Genomic DNA, 22,785 nt, shown 5'->3' with positions numbered 1-22,785 from the left:
ACTCCGTTCACCAAAGGTGGTTGGCATCAGGGGCGCAGAAAAAGCACCTATTCTCGTTTTCAAATCACGAATCTAAATCCGTATCAGCAGGAACTTTCACAGAATCGGCGGACTGAGTTTTTTCTTTGGAGATATCGAGTCCAGGGACAGGATTTTCATCCTTGGCAACAAGCCCATGACTCTTAAGAAATGCCCAGAACATCCTACTTTCCTTGAGGTCCGGATTTATCTTCAGGCTCTTGACCAGATACTCCTTACATCCTTCTACATCGCCCTTTTCATAGTAGCAACGCGCAATGTTATGAAAAAGATGTTCATCGTCTTTCACCAGTTGTTCAGCTCGCAGATAATACTGCAATGCCTGATCAAACATCTTGTTTTTTCGCATGTTAATGCCAAAATCATTGAACAGATGTTTGTGCTCTTCAGCAAACGCCGCTTCAAGATCAACAATTCGCTCGAAAATATCGTGCGCCTTGACCTGATCACCGCGGTCAAGATATGTCAGCCCCAATCCGAAATTGGCACGAACATTTTCTTCATCCACAGCTTGAACCTGTTTGAATTCAAATTCGGCAGAATAGACAGCCCCTCGCTCACGATGTTTCTCGCCGCGAACGATTGCCTCATCAACCTGCTTGATGGCCGGATAGACTGTTGACATGTAGAACTCAGGTTCAGGGCTGTATTTATTCAGAAAATCATCACGACTAAGAGTGCGTTTAGGGCCAGATGGGATGTAATTTCGATTGAGTGGTTGAACTTGAATCTGTCCGTCATCAAGTTCTTCCCCACTCCAGTATGTCTTTTGGATAGTTCGTCTTTGAGTCGTCCCAGTGCCGACCTTGGCGACAGACTGAGTGGAAAAGACCCCTTTGATCTTTTCCGCACCGTCACGAACGATCTCCTGACCGCTCTGTCCATTGTCGCCTTGTTCAGTCATCAGAACCCCTCATTCAGAGTGACAGCATCTCCTCACAGACGGCTTGGGCCACGTCTCTGGGCGATGCCGCATTGGTGATAGGACGCCCCATCACCAGAAAATCCGATCCGTTCAAAACAGCCTGCGCCGGGGTGACAACCCTTCTCTGGTCATCGCTTGAACTCCCGGACGGACGGATACCCGGAGTCAGGCAGAGAAAGTCCTTCCCACAGGCTTTCTTGATCCGTTCGGCTTCCAGACCGGAACAGACCACTCCATTTAGGCCATATTGCTCGGCTTTCACAGCCAGGTCAAGGGCCATCTGCGACGGCTCCGGCGCACCGTCGACCGGGAGGTCTCCGGCTGCCATGCTGGTCAGCATGGTGATAGCCAGGACACGAGGAGGATCACCCGGTCCATTTGACCGCAAAGAAGCTCCTTCTCGACTTCCCTCCATGGCAGCTTGAGCCATCCGTTCACCCCCAAGTGCGTGAATACTCACTATATCCACCCCGAGACGGGCTGCGGAACGAACTGCCCCACGAACAGTGTTGGGGATATCAAAAAATTTCAAATCAAGAAAAACCTTGAAGTCCATTCCCTTGAGTCCCCGCACAACCGACGGCCCTTCAGCAGTGAACAGCTCTAGCCCGACTTTCATCCATTTCGCTGTTCCCCTCAATTGCCGAGCCATGTTCAGTGCGGCTTCAGAATCCTTAAAATCAAGGGCGACGACGAGTTCAGCCATTTCAATTCCACTCCTTGAGGATATCTTCAACGTCCGTGCGAAGCTCCGGCTTACATCGACCAGCCATATAAACAGCACGGAGTTCCTCATAAGCCTTGTCAAGATCATCATTGACTATCCAGTAGTCAAAGAATTCAGCCTGAGCCATTTCCCCATCCGCATTGGCAAGACGTTTGGCAATGGACTCTTCTGAATCTGTACCGCGCCCGGTCAGCCGTTGCATCAATTCTTTTCGAGACGGAGGCATCAAAAAAATAAACGTGCCCTTGTAAAAGGTTTTCCGGAGCTGCTTGGCACCCTGCACGTCTATATCAAAAAGAACATCCATGCCCTGATCCAGCATTTTTGTCACAGGCTTGGTTGCCGTGCCATAAAAGTTCTCATGCACTTCAGCCCATTCACAAAATTCACCTCTGCTCCGCATGGCGACAAAGGTTTCCCGACTGATGAAATGATACTCGACCCCATCCTTCTCATTTCCCCGAGGAGCTCGGGTGGTATACGAGACAGAAAAACCGAAGGTCGGAAACTCGGCGCGCAACTTATTGATCAGTGTACTTTTTCCTGTGCCGCTGGGCGCGCAGACCACAAGGACCTGCCCCAGGCGTGTCGAGGCTTCTGACAATTACTCTCCCTCCTCCGCACTAAACCTCTGGCCAATGGTCTCGGCCTGGATGGCGGACAAAATAACGTGATTGGAATCGGTAACAATAATGGCGCGGGTTTTGCGCCCCTGAGTTGCATCGATCAGGCGTCCTTCCTGCCGTGCGTCCTCCCTGAGACGACGCATGGGAGCGCTGGAAGGCAGGGCAATGGTAATCACCCTGCTCAGCACGACAAAGTTACCGAAACCGACGTTAAGCAATCCCTGTTTTTGCATAACAACCTACTCGATGTTCTGAACCTGTTCCCTGCATCGTTCAAGCTCGGCCTTGAAATCAACAACCAACCGACTGACAGCTGTATCCTGAGCTTTGTTACCGCACGTATTAATCTCGCGAAAAGTCTCCTGGAGTAGAAAATCGAGTTTCTTCCCCGCGTCTTCCTTGGCAGTCAGCACTTCACGCAACCGATCAAGGTGAGCGGCCAATCGAGTTAATTCTTCCGAAACATCCAATTTATCTGTAAGATGGGCAACTTCCTGAAGCATACGATCTTCTGAATATTCCGCACCGACAGAAGCGAGCATATCCAGAATCCGTTGGCGCAAACCGGCTTTTTTCTCTTCCAGAATATTGGGGATGCGTTCAGCGATCTTCGCGCTGGTGTCACGAAGTACATCCAGTCTGGCCAACAAATCGGCAACCATGACATCCCCTTCCAGTGTCCGGGCACCCACCCAGTCTTTCAGGGCATTTTCCAAACCGGCTGTCAGGCTTTTTGCCAATCCCGGATCAGGCTCACTGCCGTTATCTCTCCACAGCGAAGCCATGGTGAGCACTTTATTGTAGTCAGGTGTAAACAGTTCCCCCCGACTTTCTGCCAATTGCTCCATCTGCTTGAACATGGCTTGAGCCATCGTCTGATTGAAGGAAACACCAAGAATACCGGCATCCAGAACTTCAAGGTTCAGGGAAATATCCACCCGTCCGCGAGAAGCGTAAGTTCGAACGATCTTTTCCCATCCATTTTCCAAGCCCCGCAAAGAGCTGGGCATGCGCCATTTGACATCCAGAAAACGCCCATTGACACTCTTGATCTCCCAAACGTGAGTCCAAGCGTCATCATTTGTTTCACAGCGTCCGAAACCGGTCATGCTTACAGGCATAAATACTATCCTTTTTTCAACCGCATCGTGTTCAACGATTTGACGTGTGCGGATTGTTGAGCTTGTTTTTATACGACCGACGCAATTTTGTCAGCCGCGATTTCATGTCGTCACCGGCGTAATCCGGGAAGGTCCAGGGAAAATCAACCCAGTGCTTTTTTTGCCAGACCAAAGTAAGGTCACCCCATATTCCGGCCTTCAAATAAAGACGATGTGTAAAGGGTTTTCCTGTCGCCAGCACCAGATTTTGCAGGGTGATGAAACCAGGATCCAGATTGAAAAGCCGCTTCCCCTGCTGAGCGTACATTTCTTCCAGCCTATTGGTGCTGATCTTGATATCAGCCAATGCATCCAAAGGTTTCAAATCTTCAAAACTGATCAAACGCCGTGTTATGGGAGTGCCCAATTCCTTATCATAATAATCGGTCTGATCAAATGTAAACGCATCGCAGACTTCATCCGTCGGACCAAAGAGGTCTTCAAGATCATTAAGCAATGCAGGCCAACAGGACTCCCACCGCGAACACAGTATTGAAATAATGAGTAATCCCGGATCAGGAATAACCGGAATACTCATGACTCTCGCTCCATGGCCTGCACCACGAGAACCCCTTTCTCCAGAGAAAGAGGTTTGGCACGGGCAAGCTTTCTCGGGCCGAGTCCTTGAGGCATATCCATAAAACGACATGCTGTATAAAATTCACTCACCCCTCGCCCAGAGTCATCCTGCACCAAGATATTGAGCTGTTTGAGGGTCAACAGATGCGAAAGGAATGCTTTTTTCTTCGCATTGACCAACGCCCGGAGCCGGGCTGCCCGTTCCTTACGCACCGGAACCGGGACACTGCCATCCAGGTCGATGGCCCGTGTTCCTGGTCGCTCAGAGTAAGGGAAAACATGCCCATAGGTTAAGGGCAGATGACGGCACAATTCCATAGTATTTTCAAACTGAGCTTCCGTTTCTCCGGGAAATCCTGTTATCAGGTCCGCTCCCAGTCCTCTTTCCGGCCAGGCAGTGCTAAGGCGTTCCATGAAGCGTATGGCACTTTCCGGTGAATAATGCCCCCGCCCCATTCTTTTGAGGACTTCAGGGTCGCCACTTTGCAAAGAAAGGTGCAGTTGCGGACAAACCATTCGCGATTGAGAAAGCACATCAAAGGCTTTATTATCAAGTTGCCCAGGTTCCACGGACGAAATACGAAAACGCGCACGCCCGGTCCAATCCAGTCCGAATTCGGATTCAAGCCGAATGACAAGATCCCAAAAGTCTGTTTTTTCCGGGAGCCCTCTGCCATAATGACGCAGATTAATGCCACTCAGAATGAATTCCCGGAACCCTCCGGCCAGCAACCGACCAACCTCATCCACGACCTCACCGATGGGACGGCTCACCGATTTTCCTCGTGCCAGCGGGACAATGCAATACGTGCAATGATGCGAACACCCATCCTGCACTTTGACCACAGCACGAGCCCGACCATACCCGGAGATGGAAAACGGAGCAAACCGAGAGTCTGGCTCTCGATGGTCTCCTGCCCTTTTCGGGCCTGCGAGAAGTCTGGCCTTCTCCTGTTGCGGAACAACACTCACAACACCAGGCAACTTGGAAAGTTCTTCGGGCATGACCTGTGCTGCACATCCAGTGATAATGATTTCCGCTTCGGGGTTTTGCCTGTGAAACCGACGAACCGTCTGCCGAAGATCAGCGACGGCATTTGCTGTCACAGCACAGGAATTAACCAATATAAGATTGGCACTCTCAGCTGATTCAACCTCGAGAGCCTGCTCGCCGGACAAATCCCTGACCCAGGCTTCGCCTATGGCGCGGGTTTCGTATTGGTTGATCTTACAACCGAGGGTGGCAGTATAAAATGTAATCATGTAGTGTCAGTCAGGTGGATTGATGAATACTCACAGTATAAATAAAAAAGGGCATGATGACAAAATCTTCACGCTTGATGGAACCTACTCGACAAAGTGACGATAAGAGGTTGCACCAGCGGCCTAATGCAAATGCCGTCGCGGGTCAATCTTTCCCCCTTTTTTGGGTTATCTTTCCCCTTCTGCTGTTCATCTGCGGCGGGTGTCAGACTTTTGGGACAACCATCGGTGCTGTCGTCGGTTCCGGGCATGGAATTTCGATCAGTGCCAACCAGGATTTCCTCTATTCCGGTAACGGCGAAGCACACTCGAATAACAGAAGAGGTCTTGATGCTCTTCTGAAGAAAAACTACTTTGCAGCCCATCAATTCTTCCAATCCACACTCGACCTTTATCCGAACAACCCCGATGCCACCTATTATCTGGGTCTCACCATGATCTATGAAGGCAAACGAGACGCTGGCTTTGATCTTCTCATGCAATACAAAGACGCATTGAACATACGAATCCAACAGGAAGTTCGCTGGTGGGCAAACTATTGTCGAAAGCAGACGGCATTCACACCTGAAAAAATCCACACGGTCATGAACAATGCCCGATATGAAGGATATCAACGAGAGAGGGAAGACGAATGGGATCGACGAAATTCCCTCTTTGATTAACTCTCACCCCGAGTCGAGGCCTCGATAACACCTCCGCCAAGAACAACGCCATCTTCAGTATACGCTACCGCAACCTGACCAGGAGTCGGCCTGCCATGCGCCTCTATGAAATGGAATATGAGCTTTCCGTCCTCCAAATCAACCCGGCTCGGTTTGGCTTTTTGACGATACCGGGTTTGCGCCATAACAACTTTCGGCCACTGAGAAAAAGGCACCATCATATTGACCTGACCGGCGATGCACCCAGGTGCTTCCAACTCCTCACGCGTACCAACGATAAGAGTATTGGTGGCTATATCCTTGTCAAGCACATAGAGAGCCTCTGTCCAGGCAATCCCTAATCCTCGACGTTGTCCCTGCGTATGACGCCATAATCCTTTATGACTCCCGACCACAGTTCCATCACTCAGAAGCGCCTGCCCACCACCTGGCATCTTCCCCCTCCGGCACAAGAATGATTGATAATCATCATCTGGAACAAAACAAATTTCCTGGCTTTCACTCGGTATGGGAGGAGTCAGCCCGTGGCTGTCGAGAATATCAAGCACATCTCGTTTATACGTCTCTGCCAAAGGGAAATAAGCTAAACGGAGTTTTTCAATAGGAACCAACGACAGGAAGTAACTTTGATCCTTGGAAAGATCAGTTCCTCGCGTCAGCACCACCCCTAGCCCGGCTCGCTTTTCCAGTCTGACATAGTGTCCCGTAGCAAAGCGATCTGCCCCCATGTTTTGAGCAGCCGTGAAAAGTGTGCCGAATTTCATGCACGGATTGCACATGGCGCAGGGGTTAGGAGTCAATCCAGCTCTGTAGGCCGCAACAAAAGGAGCAACCACACGCTGGTCAAACTCACTATGCAGATCAAGGGCATGAAAGGACACTCCAAGCGTCTCACATGCCTTGGTCAGCCCATCAACAACTCGTTGCCAATCCGGGTTCGGAGGAAGAAAATGTCCATGTACAGCCATAACATCCTCCCCCTGCTCCTTGAGGAGAACCAAGGACAAGAGGCTATCCATCCCCCCACTTACAGCGACTGCAACCGTCATTGACGACACTCCTTTGCTTGCAGAAAAAATATGAAAAAAGAAACTTTTCTCATGAGAAACGGCCGGTTGCAAACATCTGTTTGCAACCGGCCGAAAAGAAAACGTGTAAAATCACCTTACAACTCAGGCATGCCCATCGGCTCTATATTCCGCTCCAGGCATTCGGCAACCGAAAGCATCTCGGCCTCACTAAAAGCCGGCCCCATGAGCTGAAGCCCGACCGGCATGGCAGAGGTCTTGCCCAATCCGACAGGCAGGCTCATGCCCGGGAGTCCGGCAAGATTGGCTGAAATCGTGAAGATATCAATGAGATACATCTGAAGAGGGTCCACCTTGTCCCCCACTTTGAAAGCTGTCGTTGGTAAGACAGGACCGGCGATGAGGTCACACTGTTCAAATGCCTTTTCAAAATCTTCGCGCAGGAGACGGCGAACCTTGGCCGCCTTGTTGTAGTAGGCATCATAATACCCAGAGGAAAGGACATACGTTCCCATGATTATGCGACGTTGAACTTCGTCACCGAACCCTTCTGTCCGACTAGAGGTATACATATCAATGAGTTCTTCTGCCTCGGTGTTGCGATGGCCAAACCGAACCCCATCAAAGCGGGACAGGTTCGAAGAAGCTTCAGCCATGGCAATAATATAATAAGTAGCAATGGCATAATCCGTCAGCCCCAGTGAAACAGGGACTGTTTTTGCCCCCAGAGCTTCCATCTTTGCCACGGCAGCCTTGAGGGAAACTTCGACTTCTTCATCCAGCCCTTCGCCCCAATACTCTTTAGGCAGACCAATAGTCACCCCTTCAAGGTTTTCACGTCCCAATGCAGCGAGATAGTCCGGGACCTCAATTTCAACCGACGTAGAATCTTTGGGGTCGTGTCCAGCCATGACCTGCAAGACCCGCGCGGCATCCTCCACACTCCGAGTCATAGGTCCGATTTGATCAAGGGAGGAGCCATACGCTATGAGTCCGAACCGGGAAATACGACCATATGTCGGTTTGAGTCCGACAATCCCGCAAAAAGAGGCCGGGGTCCTAATAGAACCGCCGGTATCAGTGCCAAGGGCTGCAAAGCACTGCCCTGCGGCCACGGTCGCAGCGGAACCACCGGAAGAACCACCGGGCACCCTGTCGGTATCCCATGGATTACGGGTCTGGAAATAGGCAGAATTTTCAGTGGAAGACCCCATGGCAAATTCATCCATGTTGGCTTTGCCTATGATGATCGCCCCAGCGTCACGCAATTTGCTCACAGCGGTTGCATCGTAAAACGGCACAAAATCATCAAGAATCTTGGAAGCACATGTTGTTCTGGTTCCCTTGGCCGCCAGCAGATCCTTGAGAACAAGGGGAACACCCCATAACGGCTTATCAGCTCTTGGTCCGGCTTCGTCCATAGCTTCAGCCTGCTTCAAAGCCTCCTCACCGAGCACTGTGATCAATGCTTTAACCTGCGGCTCGGTAGCCTTGATGCGATCCAGACACGCGGTGACGGCATCAACCGCCTTCACTTCACCAGTCTGGAGCATGGCAGCGACTTCAGACAACGTCTTCTTACAGATGTCAGACATAATCAATCCTGAATATATTAAACGAGTTAAACAATACGGGGAACAATGAAAAACTGACCGTCCTGCTTCGGCGCATTGGAAAGCACCTCTTCGCGGGCGTAGTCTTTTCGAACCTCATCCTTGCGGAGCACCGTGGAATGAGCCACTGGACTGTACATGGGTTCGACATCGTCCGTATTCAACTCACCAAGCTTATCCATATAATCGAGAATATCGCCAAGCTGTCCAGCAAACAACTCCAGCTTGTCCTGCGGCAAATCAAGGCGCGACAAACGTGCAACCTTGGCCACTTCTTCGGGACTGATTTTCATTGTATAACTCCTTGATATGCAGATGCCATCCATCGGCTAAAATATAGTCTGTTCCTGTTTCTTCTTTTCTTCTTCAATGCGCTGTTCATACGCTTCCATACGCTTCTCACGACGCGCCCTGGCCCGCGCTATGCGCGCAGCCAATTTACCCTCATCCACCAGTTGCTTGCCATTATGAACCGGACTGAACAAATAAAGGTCCTGACTGGCAACCCCCTCATCGGTCCAGTTCATCCGAGCCATACTGAAATCCATGTCCTGGGCTGCGGCGATACGCCTATTCACATCCTTCGCCTCCCAATTGGAAGGCAGAGAACCGAGCTTGCCTGCAAAACGCAGAAAATCATACCCGAGGGCAACCCAGAAGTCCGCACGACCAAGCCCCTCCTCTGTCAGAATGGTTTGCAGGGTACGTCCACCGTCGCTTTGCTCCCACCAAGCTCCGGGGCACACAGCCAAGCGATAGTAATGTTCATCAATATCCCTGACACCATCCAAGGCTCGACTCCAGAGACCTGGTCCCAGGAAGACGAGTTGATCGCCTTCATAAAAAAAGAAATTCGGAAGCAAGGTCTGGGCCTGTCCCCATCCATCCGGGACAAAAACCGCTCCAAAATCAGGCATTTCCAAAGGTGCATCCTTGTTGTCACTAAAATCAGCAGGAACTTTCAACAGTTTTCCAACTCGCTTTCCCCACTGTTTCAACTCATGCGATGGATAGGATTGCATTCCTTTAATCCGTCCGCCAAGAGGGTACGCTTCCCGGTAGAAAGTTTCAGCCATGGTCCTGCCGAATTTTTCCTCGGGATAAAAAACAGCGAGGTCCTTGATACCGAGTTTATCGACAGTCATCTTGACCAAGCTGCGTACTTCATCATTACGACTCGTAAAAAACCGCCATGCATCCTTACCCTCTTCAAGATCACCAAGGGTGGCTAGAAAAGTAAAATATGCCCGTTTATCAAGCTGACGCTTTCCTTCGTCCATCCCCTCATAGAGTTGCTTGAAGGCCTTAACGCGCAAGGGGCCACCAACCACAGAGTAGTGTGCAGGAAGGGCGGCAAGCCGTTTTTCCCAATCAGGAGCTTCAGTGTTGATAACACGCAGATCAATATCAACACCCTGCTGTGCCAGCCGCCACTGGGCAAGCCCGGCACCACGCAAGACTTTGACCCCGACCTTCCCATACGGCCCGGTCAAGGGGAGTGCCAATGCCAAGCCTATCCGAGGAATTCCATAATCTTCCTCCAATTCCGCCAGTTTTTCTTCAAGCGGCACAAGATTGGCAAGATCAGCGTTTGCTGTCAGATTACGCAGATTGCGCCATGCCGCTGACCAGGCATCTTTATCGGAAGCCTTGCGTACCTCATGTTCAAACCCCACCAACGCATAGGGAAAACGCCATAAATTGCTGGAACTGACTTCGTGTGCCAGAAGAGCGACATCAGAGTCATCAAGGGACTGCAGTTGAGTCAGATACGAATTTTCAAACACCCTTCTGGTCGCAGTATCCGGGGCCAATTTGTAAAACCCGTCAAGGACATCAAGTGACCGGGGGATGTCATCACGTGCATAAAAATAATCACTATACCATTGAGCTACCGCAGCCCGAGTGGCCCAGGGAACAGTCCCATTCTGCAAGACCCATTTGAGGTGGTTCTTCAACCGTTCCGTCTTCCCCAGTGCATTCATAGTATTCAGATACGTCCGCTCCCAGGCGATATCGTAAAGAACATCCGTGTCAAGATTTGCCCAATTTTCAAGAGCGATACGAGCCTGATGATAATGCTCGTCAGCATAGGCTGACTGAGCAAGGCGGTTGTAGATAATCGGCAGTTCGCCCTGGTCGAGGTCAGCCCGTTCCAACGCCTTTGAATAATATAACTCCGCAGCTTCAAACTGTTTTTCATTCCAGGCGGAATCGGCTTCAATCAGAAGATTGGGGGTGGAAAGCATGTCCGTGCTCAAGGGAAGCCGTTTCGGAGCACACCCCCAGACAAACAGGGAAACCATGACAAGTGAGGTCAAAACTCTCAGAATATTGGAATATTGAATTCGGCGCATTGTGTGTTCCATATATGCAGGATTAAGCGGCCAGGCAAATAAGTCGTATCAACGTAGGCAAGACGGCTAATCCTATACTTCGCTTACGCTTTGAAGGCAAGCAGTCTACCAGAGACGACATGCAGCCATAAATCGGTTGCCCTGCGCCAATACCATATTCACATTTGAGATACATGATAATAATAGTCACTCTCTTGAATGTATTTCCAACGAGGTTCGCCCCTTCAACCATAGAGACCGATATCAAGAGGAATGTATGTTTTCATGGAAAACATCCCAGTGAAAGGAAGATTTTTTCATCGATTTTGGCAGTACTCTTCTCCTGCTCGCTGTCATTGTCGTATTGTGCACCCTGCAATTCAAGGACGTCGAAGTTAAGGTTCATGAAAACACCATACGAAACATGCTGAGACAACAACTTGTCGAGCATTTGTCCTGACCAATCTCATTGGCCGATTTCCTGTCTTCCCCAAACAAAACCGAGCTTGGAATTGAAACAGACTCCCATCAGTGCGGTTTTGGCAAATGGTACTATGAACCACAGCGCTTGAGCATCGAAAAAAAATCCCGGAAATGAAACCACTCCTGGCTCGAATTGAAAGGTTCCATGGTCAACTGCATACATCTGCAAAGAGCATTCAAAAGAATAAACGATTGATTACACCAAGGTTTGACGATGAAATTCATAAACGAAAAGAGGAACGTTTGGCCTGGATGGAATCGATTGCAGCCGCGCTCGCCAACAGGACGAATCGCAGTCTAACTGATGGAAATGCAACGATCGGCACAACGCAAGAATGAGAATGCCTTGGCAACGGAAGATATCTCCGCAACGACGAGTGAAATATCAGGAAAATTAGTATGATCGAGAAGATAATTAGCCAGACGACCCTGCTAGCTCTTAATGCAGCGATTGAAGCGGCCAGAGCCGGGGAAAACGGAAAAGAATTTGCTGTTGTCGCCACAGAGATCAGAACATTGGCAGAGAATTCCGGCAAAGTGTCAGCAGAAATAAATGCTATGGCGAACAAAAGTGTCATGGTCGCCGAACAGGCTGGACTCAAGATTGATCAATTGATCCCCAACATCCAGAAAACCTCCAACCTCGTTCAGAGCATCATGACGGCCAGTCAGGAACAAAATTCCGGCATGGCAACTATCAACACGGCTATGGGAAAAATGGAGCAGGCCATACTGCAAACCGCATTAAATTCAGAAAAAAGGCTCATGCAGAAGAGTCGCTCGCCTACCGAGGAAAAGAAATGAAGGATGTCATGTCATACTTTAAAACACACAACGCACTCCCTTTCAATCGCCTTCAACAGCCGAGGCTCCCCAACGGCCACTCCACATAATAACAAACAACGGAAAAGATCTGATTCCCGACACAGATACGCCCCATAAAGACGAATCAGATTTTGATCATTTCTAAATATTAAATACGAAAAGGCCACCGGGAAAGTCCCGGTGGCCTAAAATCAATTCAAAGCAAGTCTGACTATTTGACTTCGGTGTAGTCGGCATCGACCACATCATCGTCATCCTTGGATGGAGCACCAGCTCCATCAGCAGCGCCTGCGGCACCCGCTCCCATGTCAGGGCCAGCGCCTTCAGCAGACTGCTGAGCGTACAGTTGTTCTGCCAGCTTATGGGAAGCCTGAGCCAATTCTTCAGTCTTGGCCTTGATGTCTTCCACATCTTCGGTTTCAAGAATACCCTTCAGAGCTTCAATTTTGCCTTCAATGTCAGCCTTCAACTCTGCATCTACCTTGTCGCCCAGATCACGCATGGACTTTTCAGATGTGTAGATGAGTGTATCGGCCTGGTTTCTGGTCTCAATAAGCTCTTGCTTCTTCTTATCATCTTCAGCATGAGACTCGGCATCCTTGACCATCTGCTCAATTTCATCGTCGCTCAATCCAGAAGAGGCGGTGATCTGAATAGACTGCTCCCGTCCGGTCCCCATATCCTTGGCGTGGACATGAACAATACCGTTGGCATCAATGTCAAATGCGACTTCGATCTGGGGCACACCACGCGGTGCCGGCGGAATACCACTCAACTCAAAGTTACCGAGCAGTTTGTTATCCGCAGACATGGGACGTTCTCCCTGGAAGACTCGGATGGACACGGAAGGCTGATTGTCAGCAGCCGTGGTAAAGACCTGAGACTTCTTGGTCGGGATCGTGGTGTTGCGCTCGATGAGGTGAGTCATCACGCCACCCATAGTTTCAATACCCAGGGAAAGCGGAGTAACATCAAGGAGCAGCACGTCCTTCACATCACCAGCCAGGATACCGCCCTGAATGGCAGCACCCATGGAAACAACTTCATCCGGGTTCACAGAACGATTAGGTTCCTTGCCGAAGAAGGATTTGACCTTCTCCTGAACCAGCGGCATACGGGTCATACCACCGACAAGCACGACTTCATCAATGTCTGATGCGGACAAACCTGCATCCTTAAGAGCCTTTTTACATGGCTCGACAGTACGATCGACAAGGTCATCGACGAGCTTTTCAAGCTTGCCACGACTGATCTTGACCATCATATGCTTGGGGCCATTCTGATCGGCAGTGATGAACGGCAGGTTGACCTCGGACTCCATGGAGCTGGAAAGCTCATGCTTGGCTTTTTCCGCTGCTTCTTTGAGACGCTGCAAAGCCATGCGATCCTGGGACAGGTCAATCCCGCTTTCCTTCTTGAATTCGTCTACAAGGTATTCGATGATTCGATGGTCGAAATCTTCGCCACCCAGGAACGTGTCACCGTTGGTGGCGCGAACTTCAACGACATTGTCACCGACTTCCAGAATGGAGATATCGAATGTACCACCACCGAGGTCGAAGACGGCAATCTTTTCATTTGCCTTCTTGTCAAAGCCATAAGCCAGAGAAGCGGCCGTCGGCTCGTTGATGATACGCTTCACCTCAAGACCGGCGATCTTGCCTGCGTCCTTGGTGGCCTGACGTTGTGAATCATTAAAATATGCAGGAACCGTGATAACCGCTTCAGTGACGGTTTCACCCAGGTAGGTTTCAGCATCCTTCTTCAGTTTCTGCAAAATCATTGCAGAGACTTCCGGCGGGCTGTATTTTTTACCATCAATCTCAACCCATGCGTCATTACCGTTTCCGGCAACAATCTCATACGGGCAGTGAGCCTGCCATTTCTTGACCTCCGGAGCGTCAACTTTACGTCCCATCAGACGTTTGATGGCAAAGACGGTTTTATCCGGGTTTGTCACAGCCTGACGTTTTGCGATATCGCCGACCAGGCGCTCCTTGCTGGTAAAAGCCACGACAGACGGAGTTGTTCTTCCGCCCTCGGGGTTGGTAACGCATTTCGGGTCTTTACCCTCCATGACGTAAACACAGGAGTTGGTGGTTCCAAGGTCGATCCCTATGATCTTACCCATGTGTATTCCTCCTCATTGTCTATTGAAATTTTCGCTTACAGCGTTTGGTTTTCCGTTACTTTCTTCAATAATCACGCAGACAGACTTGTAAAGCCCTCAAGCGCAAAAAAACGCATTAGGCCTTATTGACCATAACCTTGGCAGGACGAAGTAAACGCCCTTTGAGAAAATATCCGGCTTGCACGACCTGTGCGATCTGATTATCCCCCAGACCTTCTTCCTCTGATGTCCCGAGAGCTTCATGAACCTCGGGATTAAATTCCACACCGCGAGCAGCATCCACTACTTCCAATCCATGGGATTTGACAGCATCCAGGAATAATTTTCGGGTCATATCCACCCCAATAACAAAATTCTTGCAGGCCGCATCCAGATTTTCCGTATGGCCCAGAGCGAGATCAAGGTTGTCGAGTATCGGGAGCAGATCGGACAAGACAGATTCTCCCGCATACTTCTTCATCTCTTCGGCTTCCCGAACCAACCGTTTCTTGACATTTTCCGTATCGGCAAGAGCACGAAGTCGAATCGATTCGGCCTCTTTGTGAACATCACATCCGGGGCATACAGATTCCTTGCACAGTGCCTCAAGCTCTTCCTGGCTGAGAGTCACTTCCGCTTCAGTCTCCACATTTTCCTCCGCGACAGATGTTTCGGTCATTTCTTCGGAAGCCACATCGGACAGCGTCCCTTCTTCATCATACAACCCGTTGATGGGGACTTCCGTATTCTTGTTCTTCACCATTGGATTTATTTCCTTCGCTCCACAATTTTTCTGTAAAAAAACCCGCTTCAAAGGCGGCCTGCTGGTCAAATAAGCATGGCTTAAACGTTGTCAACAAGAAGAGTGTAAAGAAATGCACGAAAAGAAACTGCCCAAGAGCATCATCCATACCTTTTTTTCGCCTCTTGAGCAGTCTTTTTTGCAGAAGAGAAGAGCAAAGGACAGACTCTCGCCCGGATCAAAATGCAATAATTGAATAATAGCCAGCCGTTAAAGACAAAATTGCCCGTTTTCATAGATAAGTTGAGGACGCCCATTCCTGAGAATGGCCGTGACTCGTTTGGGCTGTGTATTAACCAAATCCCAGTGCATATCCGAAGCATTGAAGCCTAATTCGTATTCAATTTCCGGGGTCAACATTTCCATGGGGCCGGAAAAACTTTCCAACACGGACCCTCCAAGCGCGATATGACAGTTGCCGTGCGCTCCTCCGTAGTTTTCATCAAGCATGGTGTGGGCCATAAAACGATCGATGCGGGAAAACCGTTTGTCTGTCAGCGAAAATTCTCCAACCCGGTGGCAGCCAGCATCAGAGGACATCTGGTTTTGCAAAAAGACCTCTCCCCTCGCTGATTCCGCGCGAGCTGCAATACCATCGGAAAAATCCAGTGAGGCACCTCTAACCAGACGCCCATAGCGGAGAGTCGCCTGGTCTGCGTAATAGGTTCCATTGACCCCTCGGGCATCTGGCGCAAAGTAAATTTCATAGCTGGGAATATTGGCTCCGTTGACACCGATAAAACGACGGTGTTTCCCCACAGGGACATGGAGATTGATATTCTCTGATTCCACCCGAAGGCTCTTGATATCAAGCCCTGTCAACCAATCGCAGACTTCACCGATCTCCCGTTTGAGCCGCCGCCACTCTCTGACAGGATCAGGCATATTCAGCCAGCAGGCACGCACTAGCGCATGGGTATACTCTTCCAGACTCATGCCGGAAGCCTGAGCCAATGCTTCCGTAGGATAAATGCATGTGGTCCACCCAAGCATTCCTGATTTTTTTCGTCGCTGAAGGATCTGCCTGTTCGGGGCATCTGCTTTCCGGGCCTCGGCAATGGTACGAGGGTCCACAGCCTGTAAATGGGTCAGATCTTTCGGAGCAAGGATATTGATCCCCCCGGCAGCATGAGAATACAGTTCGGCCTGACCGGGCTGCTGGAAAAGAAGCTGACTGTAACTGGCATTGATATATCGTTCCATTTCCATGGCCGGCGTCGGCATGGCAAGAGGGACCGGCATGAGGTGGGCATCTATGAGCTTTGAGTATACGGCTTCAGCCAAGGCTAACCCTGGAATATCATATCGAATGAGGACAACATCCCGATTCTTTAACGGAGTTTGCCTGCTTTCATTGAGCGCCCAGAACAAGACGTCAGCGTAATTTTGTAGATCAATAACTTCGAACAACGACACACACTCCTTTTATTCACTCGGAACCATACCGCAAACACTCAAAGGCTATACCTGTCATTCCCTGATAGGCAACCTTATTGCCAGGTCTTATCGCCCCACACGCCATGCTTTGACATCTCCCCTTGTCCGCCGTAAGGACATGAGATGCCAGTTCTCCCCACCCCCACCTCTCTTCCCCCTTTTCTTTTCCGAAGCGGTAATTTCGCCACAATCTATCCGCCTCTCTTCAGACCCACGCCAGCGACATCACCACTCTCTGAACGGATAGAAACGCCAGATGGAGATTTTCTGGATATAGATTACCATGCGGTACAAGAGCATCCTTCAAAAAAGCTGATCATCATCAGTCACGGATTAGAGGGACACGCCCGGAAAAAATATATTCTTGGCATGGCTAAAATGGCCAATCGAAATGGATATGACGCGGCCTGTTGGACTCAACGAGGATGCAGCAAGGACCCAAACCGCATGGTCCGGTGCTATCATTCCGGACTGACGGAAGACCTGCATACCGTTGTGAATCATTGCATTGACCGAGGTAATTATCGTGAGATTGTCTTGATTGGGTTCTCCATGGGAGGCAACCAAATACTGAAATATCTCGGAGAAGCCCCTGAACGGGTCCCTTCAAACGTGGTCAAAGGGATCGCCTTTTCCGTCCCCTGCGACCTGTCTGCAACGGAGCGGGCCATAGCCATGCCGTCCAGACGAATCTATTTCGAATACTTCATGCGCGGTCTCAGGAAAAAAATTCTTACCAAAGCAGCCCTTTTCCCCAATGAAGTTGATCCCGGCCCACTCAAAAGCATCAAGACACTCCGTCAGTTTGACGGGTTATATACCGCACCGGTCAACGGATACTCTGATGCCGAGGATTATTATAGCCACGCCAGTTGCAAGCAATTTCTTGCGAAGATTCGCATTCCCACACTGCTTGTCAACGCTCAGGATGATCCGTTCCTTCCAAAGGAATGCTACCCCACAACCGAGGCCACAGCCAACCCGAATCTCTGGTTGGAAATGCCTCGACATGGTGGACACGTCGGTTTTGTCCAAAAGAACTCGGACAATATTTACTGGTCGGAAGAAAGAGCTGAAATTTTCCTTACCCAGACCGCCTTCACTTCTGAAATCGGCCATAGATGAAGGGTACCATCAGCGCTATGAGCAGGCTCAAAGTACAAAGAAGTGCGGTAGGAACAATCCAATCCGTCGTACTGGCTCCCTCATCAATAATCCACCTTCCCATAATGGTCTGACGCTCCCCTTCATCGATACGGGCAAGCCCACTCCTGATAACATGAAGCAGATCACTGTTTCCCAGGCCAACAGCCGCCCTGAACCTTTGAGGTCCAAAATACTGCAAGACTCTGAAATCCTTCTTTTTCCCTTGCGAACAAATTTGATACATTAATGGAGGATAATCGCCGATAAAGGCGTAAATCTCCCCACTCGCAGCAGCATTGATTATATCTGACGTTGTTTTGATAGGGACTGATTTTATTTTGGGAAAATCACGCAGCAGGAGTCTGCTATAAAACCCATTCTCGATGACACCGACCAAAGCACCATCCAGGTCGGCCACACTTGAAACATCAAGGTCATTCCTGACAAAAAGAGCACCCCTGGATGAAAAAAATGGCTGCGAAGCCTGCAAAAATTCATTCTGTTCCTTTGAAAAGAACAAACCTCCATGGACATCGGCTTGTCCATTCTGGACCGCTTTCAATGTTTCCGGCCAATCAAGAAGAAGAAAATGGACAGGGATACCAGTTTCTGCCGACCATTTGCGCCAGAGGTCAATGATATACCCACTTGGTTCGCCATTGATTCCTATAAACGACATGGGAGCCATATTGGCGGCCTGGGTAATAACAAGCCCTTGCGAAGCGAACTTTTCATACAACTTGTCGTGCGCAAGGGCAGAGCCATTGGGCACGCTAAAAAGTATCAACCCGGCAAGAAGAAGGAAAAGAAAAGGAGTGCGCATCGATCCCCGGTGAACTGAATAAAAATTTGGGGCACTATATGCACATCATACAAAAATGGCAACGCCATTAGCCACAAAGAATAAAACTCGTTTTCTTTCAAGAAAAAAGCTGTATTCCATGTAAAAAGCCTCGCCCCATATCGCTTGACTAAATGGGGCGAGGTTTTTCATTCTCAAACTCTCAGTTGTTTCAGAAAGAGTCTGGAACGCCTACTTGATTGATTTACGGATACAGGCAATTGAGATCAAAGGAATAGCAGATCCGATGAGTGCCAGTATTCCCAGAACAAACGATTTCGAAGGCCAATCCAGAGCGATAATCTCCATGCCCCCTGCACCAATGAAAAAGATCTCAAATGTGAGGATCGACGAAGCGGCTCCGACATCACTATCAACTTGTTCAAGAACCATATTGTTGCTGATAGGTCGTGAAAAACCAGTGGAAAAAGTTATGCAGAACATGGGGATGGCAACACTGAGCGGAGTCATCCCGCCGAACTGAATCATGAAAAGTCCACCAGCCAACAGTCCGAAGAGGGAAAAGATCAGAAGCCGCATGGGGCTAAAGACTTGCGACAATCTGGAGCAAACCAGTGAACCAAGCATAATTCCCAAAGCATTGATCCCGAAATAATACCCGAAAGCCTGTTCCGATACGCCAAACCCAGTAATATAAATATCAGGGGAGCCGCCGATAAAGGCGAAATGAGGGAGGGTCATCAGTGAAAAAGCAAAAGCGAGTATCAGAAAATGCACATTTCTGAACACCTTCACATACCGGCCGGCCATGGCCAAAAGACCTCCTGATGTGAACTCGGACAAAGGTTCCTTGAGCTTGACGGCACCATATAGAGCCGCACAAGCCAACACGGCCTGGCAGGCGAATATCCAACGCCACGAAGCGACCTTGAGCATAAGTCCGCCCAAGGAAGGAGCCAGCATGGGGCACAGGGCCAGAATAACCCCAATATACGCCAAAATCTTTTGCCGTACGAGTCCTTCATACAGGTCTTTGGACAAGGCAAGGGATAAAGCAGATGCCGCTGCTGCTCCGGCAGCTTGGACGATTCGAGCCAGAATCAGCATGGTGATGGAGTTCGCAATGGCACATAACCCACAGCCAATGATAAAAAGCACGATACCCCATATAAGAACAGGCCGCCGCCCGAACCTGTCCGACAAAGGACCATGAATGAGAAGGCACCCACTAAACGCAATGAAAAAGACTACAAGCGACAAATTCGCCTGCGGCAACGTGATATTCCAGATAACCTGCAAAGTCGGGATCGCTGGCAGATACATATCCGTAGACAACGCTGGAAACGTGGCGAGCAAGGCCAAAAGAAGCAAATTGGGCATGAGATATCCCCGAATGAATGGTTTCAGGTTGGCAAGACACAAGCCAACACATGTTGCGTCAGCAACTTTCTCGAAACCTTCATCGAAGTCAAGGTCACCGGGAATCTTTTACATCTTTTAACAGAGGGGAAAAAACGGCCGCCGATTTTCTCGACGGCCGTTCTTTTATGAAAAGGAAAGGGCGGTTAATCAAAGACAAGAGTTCCATCTCGTTCATCGACAACCACTTCGGCCCCTTCCAGCAATTCTCCACCAATAATCAACTTGGCAAGTGGCGTTTCAAGGCGGGTTTGAAGATACCGATGCAGCGGACGCGCGCCAAAGTTCGGGTCATAGGCTGATTGAGCAATGAATGCCTTTGCCTTGTCCGTAAGTGTCAGACTGATCTTGCGATCCTCGAGCCGTCCACGCAGCCCGGCAATAAGCAAATCAATAATCTTGATCAATTGCTCTGTCCGCAGTGGCCTGAACAGAACACTTTCATCGACACGATTGAGGAATTCCGGGCGAAAATGCAGACGAAGTACGTCCATCACCTGCTCTGCAACCCCCTCTTTGAACTCACCCTGATCGTCAATGCCATCGAGCATCAACTCCGCCCCGAGGTTGCTTGTCATGATGACGATGGTGTTTTTGAAATCAACTGTCCGTCCATGAGAATCCGTCAGGCGGCCGTCATCAAGAATTTGAAGTAACACATTGAAAACGTCATGGTGCGCTTTCTCTATCTCGTCAAACAGAACGACCGAATACGGCTTCCTCCTGACAGCTTCGGTCAACTGTCCTCCCTCGTCGTATCCGACGTAACCGGGAGGCGCGCCGATCAATCGGGCCACGGTATGTTTTTCCATGTACTCCGACATATCAATGCGGACAATATTATCCTCGGAATCAAAGAGACTGGCTGCCAAGGTCTTGCACAACTCGGTTTTGCCCACACCTGTGGGACCAAGAAAGATGAAAGAACCAATAGGCCTCGATGGGTTCTTGAGACCTGCACGAGCACGGAGCACGGCATCGGCCACAGCCTGGACCGCCTGATCCTGCCCGATGACCCGCTCATGAAGGACATCAGCCAATTTCAACAGTTTTTCCCGTTCTCCTTCCATAAGTCTGGAAACAGGAATTCCAGTCCAACGTGCAATGACTTGCGCCACATCATCAGGGCCGACTTCCTCTTTGACCATACGAGGAGTATCTCCTGATTCCAGAGCTTCGTTGCGAGCCTTGAGGTCTTTCTCCAATCCTGCAAGTACACCATATTCCAATTCCGCTGCCCGATTGTAGTCATGCACCCGTTTGACTTCATCTATTTCCCGCCGGGTCGCTTCGATTTCTCCCTTGAGAGACCGCAGCCGTTCGATACCACCTTTTTCATTCTCCCATTGGGTAAGCAAGGCCGCCTGCTTTTCCTTCAGGTTGACAAGGTCTTTTTCCAACTTAATCAGCCGCCCTTTGGAAGCATCATCAGTCTCACGCTTCAGCGCTTCCCGCTCAATCTCAAGCTGCATGATCTGTCGATTGGCCTTGTCCAATTCATAAGGCTGGGAATCAATCTCTGTCCTGATCAAGGCTGCGGCTTCGTCAATGAGGTCGATGGCCTTATCAGGCAATTGTCGATCTGGAATGTATCGATGTGACAGGATCGCCGCTTCAACCACCGCTCCATCCGAAATACGCACACCGTGATGGACTTCAAATCGCTCACGCAATCCGCGCAAAATGGAAATGGTATCCTCCACGCTCGGTTCAGCCACTGTAACAGTCTGAAAACGACGTTCAAGCGCCGGATCTTTTTCGATGTACTTGCGGTATTCATCAGTGGTGGTGGCCCCAATGCAGTGCAATTCTCCTCGTGCCAACATCGGCTTGAGAATATTACCGGCATCCATGGCCCCGTCTGTTTTTCCCGCACCGACGATGGTATGCAGTTCATCGATAAACATGACAATCTGCCCGGCGGATTCCTGCACCTCCTTGAGCACGGCTTTCAACCGCTCCTCAAATTCACCACGATACTTGGCCCCGGCAATAAGCGCGCTCATATCCAAACTGAAAACAGTCTTGTCCTTGAGCCCTTCAGGGACATCTCCGGCAACGATGCGTTGGGCCAACCCCTCGGCAATGGCGGTTTTGCCAACTCCAGCTTCGCCAATCAGGACGGGATTGTTTTTGGTACGGCGTGACAGGATTCGAATGACGCGGCGGATTTCACTGTCCCGACCAATGACCGGATCGAGCTTGCCGGATCGCGCCTCTTCAACCAGATCCCGACCGTATTTTTTGAGTGAATCATATGTAGCCTCAGGATTGTCTGAAGTGACCCGCTGTTTTCCCCGAACTTCGGTCAAGGCAGAAAGCACCTTGTCCTTGCTCAGATTGAACTGCTTGTTAACTCGACCGATACCCGTGGACTGTGATTCGTCCATGAGGCCGAGGAGGACATGCTCCACGGAGACGAATTCATCTTTCATGCGCTTTGCCTGGTCATCAGCCGCCACGAGTACGGATTGCAGGCGCGGGGTCACAACTATCTGATCAGGACGTGCGCCAGGCCCGGAGACCTTAGGCAGCTTTGAAATCTCGGAATCGACTGCTCCAAGATAGGAATCCGGCGCAATGCCGAGTTTGCGTAATATCTGCGGGACCAATCCTTGTTCCTGAGCAACAAGTGCCCGCATCAGGTGTTCGCAATCTATCTGTTGATGACCACTTCGAATGGCGAGATTCTGCGCCTCTGAAATGGCATCCTGGGTTTTCTTGGTAAATGTATTCGGATCCATGAATGAACCTCCCTGAATTATCTCTTCAAACTGTTAGAAAATAACCGATCAATGAATTC

Annotated in this window: 21 protein-coding genes; 3 read left to right on the top strand and 18 right to left on the bottom strand. The window is 49.9% G+C overall.

From position 1 onward, the window contains the following. Positions 1 to 64: 64 nt before the first annotated feature. Genes BN4_RS16315 through BN4_RS16285 form a run of 7 tightly spaced genes read right to left on the bottom strand, consistent with a single transcriptional unit; the run spans position 65 to position 5,319 of the window. Complete coding sequence (locus BN4_RS16315) at positions 65 to 943, bottom strand: tetratricopeptide repeat protein (protein WP_015416520.1); 879 nt, start codon at positions 941 to 943, stop codon at positions 65 to 67. Positions 944 to 956: 13 nt separating this feature from the next. Further along, the gene (gene pyrF / locus BN4_RS16310) at positions 957 to 1,670 is read right to left on the bottom strand and encodes an orotidine-5'-phosphate decarboxylase (protein WP_015416519.1); all 714 of its coding nucleotides are present in this window, start codon (positions 1,668 to 1,670) and stop codon (positions 957 to 959) included. A 1-nt stretch (position 1,671) separates the two neighbouring features. After that, the gene (gmk, locus tag BN4_RS16305; RefSeq protein ID WP_015416518.1) at positions 1,672 to 2,295 is read right to left on the bottom strand and encodes a guanylate kinase; all 624 of its coding nucleotides are present in this window, start codon (positions 2,293 to 2,295) and stop codon (positions 1,672 to 1,674) included. Further along, positions 2,296 to 2,550: a DUF370 domain-containing protein gene (locus tag BN4_RS16300; RefSeq protein WP_015416517.1), complete on the bottom strand. Its 255-nt coding sequence runs from the start codon at positions 2,548 to 2,550 to the stop codon at positions 2,296 to 2,298. A gap of 6 nt (positions 2,551 to 2,556) precedes the next feature. Beyond that, complete coding sequence (locus tag BN4_RS16295; RefSeq protein WP_015416516.1) at positions 2,557 to 3,438, bottom strand: YicC/YloC family endoribonuclease; 882 nt, start codon at positions 3,436 to 3,438, stop codon at positions 2,557 to 2,559. A 31-nt stretch (positions 3,439 to 3,469) separates the two neighbouring features. Beyond that, positions 3,470 to 4,015, bottom strand: a complete 546-nt coding sequence (locus tag BN4_RS16290) for a DUF4416 family protein (RefSeq protein WP_015416515.1) — start codon at positions 4,013 to 4,015, stop codon at positions 3,470 to 3,472. After that, positions 4,012 to 5,319: a MiaB/RimO family radical SAM methylthiotransferase gene (locus BN4_RS16285; RefSeq protein ID WP_015416514.1), complete on the bottom strand. Its 1,308-nt coding sequence runs from the start codon at positions 5,317 to 5,319 to the stop codon at positions 4,012 to 4,014. Before BN4_RS16285 ends, BN4_RS16290 begins: the two co-directional genes overlap by 4 nt. A gap of 53 nt (positions 5,320 to 5,372) precedes the next feature. On the opposite strand from BN4_RS16285, the gene BN4_RS16280 reads away from it, so the two are divergent. Then, on the top strand, positions 5,373 to 5,981 hold the full coding sequence (locus tag BN4_RS16280; RefSeq protein ID WP_041720489.1) for a tetratricopeptide repeat protein: 609 nt from the start codon (positions 5,373 to 5,375) through the stop codon (positions 5,979 to 5,981). On the opposite strand, the gene mnmA is transcribed toward BN4_RS16280, so the two are convergent. The 4 genes from mnmA to BN4_RS16260 form a co-directional block, all read right to left on the bottom strand. Continuing rightward, the gene (gene mnmA / locus BN4_RS16275) at positions 5,978 to 7,030 is read right to left on the bottom strand and encodes a tRNA 2-thiouridine(34) synthase MnmA (RefSeq protein WP_015416512.1); all 1,053 of its coding nucleotides are present in this window, start codon (positions 7,028 to 7,030) and stop codon (positions 5,978 to 5,980) included. The two genes, BN4_RS16280 and mnmA, sit on opposite strands and share 4 nt — an antisense overlap. Before the next feature lie 116 nt (positions 7,031 to 7,146). After that, the gene (gene gatA / locus BN4_RS16270; RefSeq protein WP_015416511.1) at positions 7,147 to 8,604 is read right to left on the bottom strand and encodes an Asp-tRNA(Asn)/Glu-tRNA(Gln) amidotransferase subunit GatA; all 1,458 of its coding nucleotides are present in this window, start codon (positions 8,602 to 8,604) and stop codon (positions 7,147 to 7,149) included. Between the two features lie 26 nt (positions 8,605 to 8,630). Further along, positions 8,631 to 8,915: an Asp-tRNA(Asn)/Glu-tRNA(Gln) amidotransferase subunit GatC gene (gatC, locus tag BN4_RS16265; RefSeq protein WP_015416510.1), complete on the bottom strand. Its 285-nt coding sequence runs from the start codon at positions 8,913 to 8,915 to the stop codon at positions 8,631 to 8,633. A gap of 36 nt (positions 8,916 to 8,951) precedes the next feature. After that, on the bottom strand, positions 8,952 to 10,979 hold the full coding sequence (locus BN4_RS16260) for a type 1 periplasmic-binding domain-containing protein (protein ID WP_015416509.1): 2,028 nt from the start codon (positions 10,977 to 10,979) through the stop codon (positions 8,952 to 8,954). An 861-nt stretch (positions 10,980 to 11,840) separates the two neighbouring features. Here BN4_RS16260 and BN4_RS16250 point away from each other — a divergent pair. Continuing rightward, positions 11,841 to 12,245: a methyl-accepting chemotaxis protein gene (locus tag BN4_RS16250; protein WP_015416505.1), complete on the top strand. Its 405-nt coding sequence runs from the start codon at positions 11,841 to 11,843 to the stop codon at positions 12,243 to 12,245. Positions 12,246 to 12,477: 232 nt separating this feature from the next. Here the strand turns inward: BN4_RS16250 and dnaK are convergent, their stop codons facing one another. From dnaK to BN4_RS16235, 4 genes are all read right to left on the bottom strand, one after another. Beyond that, positions 12,478 to 14,397 carry a molecular chaperone DnaK gene (gene dnaK, locus BN4_RS16245; protein ID WP_015416504.1) on the bottom strand — a complete coding sequence of 640 codons (1,920 nt, stop codon included), beginning with the start codon at positions 14,395 to 14,397 and terminating at the stop codon, positions 12,478 to 12,480. Positions 14,398 to 14,512: 115 nt separating this feature from the next. After that, a complete protein-coding gene (gene grpE / locus BN4_RS16240; protein ID WP_015416503.1) occupies positions 14,513 to 15,139 on the bottom strand; it encodes a nucleotide exchange factor GrpE in 627 nt (208 codons plus the stop codon). Then, positions 15,093 to 15,287, bottom strand: coding sequence for a hypothetical protein (locus tag BN4_RS17860; protein ID WP_015416502.1), 195 nt, complete (start codon positions 15,285 to 15,287; stop codon positions 15,093 to 15,095). The genes grpE and BN4_RS17860 overlap by 47 nt, the downstream gene beginning before the upstream one ends. A gap of 101 nt (positions 15,288 to 15,388) precedes the next feature. Next, positions 15,389 to 16,588 (bottom strand): aminopeptidase, encoded by a 1,200-nt coding sequence (locus BN4_RS16235; protein WP_015416501.1) that lies wholly within the window; start codon positions 16,586 to 16,588, stop codon positions 15,389 to 15,391. Between the two features lie 150 nt (positions 16,589 to 16,738). Here BN4_RS16235 and BN4_RS16230 point away from each other — a divergent pair, with 150 nt between their 5' ends. Then, on the top strand, positions 16,739 to 17,740 hold the full coding sequence (locus tag BN4_RS16230; RefSeq protein WP_015416500.1) for a YheT family hydrolase: 1,002 nt from the start codon (positions 16,739 to 16,741) through the stop codon (positions 17,738 to 17,740). Here BN4_RS16230 and BN4_RS16225 read toward each other — a convergent pair. The 3 genes from BN4_RS16225 to clpB all read right to left on the bottom strand — a co-directional run bounded on the left by BN4_RS16225 (position 17,715) and on the right by clpB (position 22,726). Then, positions 17,715 to 18,584, bottom strand: coding sequence for a transporter substrate-binding domain-containing protein (locus BN4_RS16225; protein WP_015416499.1), 870 nt, complete (start codon positions 18,582 to 18,584; stop codon positions 17,715 to 17,717). The genes BN4_RS16230 and BN4_RS16225 overlap by 26 nt on opposite strands. A gap of 210 nt (positions 18,585 to 18,794) precedes the next feature. Further along, a complete protein-coding gene (locus BN4_RS16220) occupies positions 18,795 to 19,943 on the bottom strand; it encodes a multidrug effflux MFS transporter (protein WP_015416498.1) in 1,149 nt (382 codons plus the stop codon). A 185-nt stretch (positions 19,944 to 20,128) separates the two neighbouring features. Beyond that, positions 20,129 to 22,726: an ATP-dependent chaperone ClpB gene (clpB, locus tag BN4_RS16215; RefSeq protein WP_015416497.1), complete on the bottom strand. Its 2,598-nt coding sequence runs from the start codon at positions 22,724 to 22,726 to the stop codon at positions 20,129 to 20,131. Between the last annotated feature and the right edge of the window lie 59 nt (positions 22,727 to 22,785).

Source organism: Pseudodesulfovibrio piezophilus C1TLV30 (assembly GCF_000341895.1).
Lineage (GTDB): Bacteria > Desulfobacterota > Desulfovibrionia > Desulfovibrionales > Desulfovibrionaceae > Pseudodesulfovibrio > Pseudodesulfovibrio piezophilus.
This window is presented reverse-complemented; position numbering and strand designations above follow the sequence as displayed.

What these genes read in the sequence shown, in the direction of transcription:
- BN4_RS16315 (WP_015416520.1), bottom strand. Translation starts at nt 943, where the DNA reads ATGACTGAACAAGGCGACAATGGACAGAGCGGTCAGGAGATCGTTCGT.
- pyrF (WP_015416519.1), bottom strand. Translation starts at nt 1,670, where the DNA reads ATGGCTGAACTCGTCGTCGCCCTTGATTTTAAGGATTCTGAAGCCGCA.
- BN4_RS16300 (WP_015416517.1), bottom strand. Translation starts at nt 2,550, where the DNA reads ATGCAAAAACAGGGATTGCTTAACGTCGGTTTCGGTAACTTTGTCGTG.
- BN4_RS16295 (WP_015416516.1), bottom strand. Translation starts at nt 3,438, where the DNA reads ATGCCTGTAAGCATGACCGGTTTCGGACGCTGTGAAACAAATGATGAC.
- BN4_RS16290 (WP_015416515.1), bottom strand. Translation starts at nt 4,015, where the DNA reads ATGAGTATTCCGGTTATTCCTGATCCGGGATTACTCATTATTTCAATA.
- BN4_RS16285 (WP_015416514.1), bottom strand. Translation starts at nt 5,319, where the DNA reads ATGATTACATTTTATACTGCCACCCTCGGTTGTAAGATCAACCAATAC.
- BN4_RS16280 (WP_041720489.1), top strand. Translation starts at nt 5,373, where the DNA reads ATGATGACAAAATCTTCACGCTTGATGGAACCTACTCGACAAAGTGAC.
- mnmA (WP_015416512.1), bottom strand. Translation starts at nt 7,030, where the DNA reads ATGACGGTTGCAGTCGCTGTAAGTGGGGGGATGGATAGCCTCTTGTCC.
- gatA (WP_015416511.1), bottom strand. Translation starts at nt 8,604, where the DNA reads ATGTCTGACATCTGTAAGAAGACGTTGTCTGAAGTCGCTGCCATGCTC.
- gatC (WP_015416510.1), bottom strand. Translation starts at nt 8,915, where the DNA reads ATGAAAATCAGTCCCGAAGAAGTGGCCAAGGTTGCACGTTTGTCGCGC.
- BN4_RS16260 (WP_015416509.1), bottom strand. Translation starts at nt 10,979, where the DNA reads ATGCGCCGAATTCAATATTCCAATATTCTGAGAGTTTTGACCTCACTT.
- BN4_RS16250 (WP_015416505.1), top strand. Translation starts at nt 11,841, where the DNA reads ATGATCGAGAAGATAATTAGCCAGACGACCCTGCTAGCTCTTAATGCA.
- dnaK (WP_015416504.1), bottom strand. Translation starts at nt 14,397, where the DNA reads ATGGGTAAGATCATAGGGATCGACCTTGGAACCACCAACTCCTGTGTT.
- grpE (WP_015416503.1), bottom strand. Translation starts at nt 15,139, where the DNA reads ATGGTGAAGAACAAGAATACGGAAGTCCCCATCAACGGGTTGTATGAT.
- BN4_RS17860 (WP_015416502.1), bottom strand. Translation starts at nt 15,287, where the DNA reads ATGGATGATGCTCTTGGGCAGTTTCTTTTCGTGCATTTCTTTACACTC.
- BN4_RS16230 (WP_015416500.1), top strand. Translation starts at nt 16,739, where the DNA reads ATGCCAGTTCTCCCCACCCCCACCTCTCTTCCCCCTTTTCTTTTCCGA.
- BN4_RS16225 (WP_015416499.1), bottom strand. Translation starts at nt 18,584, where the DNA reads ATGCGCACTCCTTTTCTTTTCCTTCTTCTTGCCGGGTTGATACTTTTT.
- BN4_RS16220 (WP_015416498.1), bottom strand. Translation starts at nt 19,943, where the DNA reads ATGCCCAATTTGCTTCTTTTGGCCTTGCTCGCCACGTTTCCAGCGTTG.
- clpB (WP_015416497.1), bottom strand. Translation starts at nt 22,726, where the DNA reads ATGGATCCGAATACATTTACCAAGAAAACCCAGGATGCCATTTCAGAG.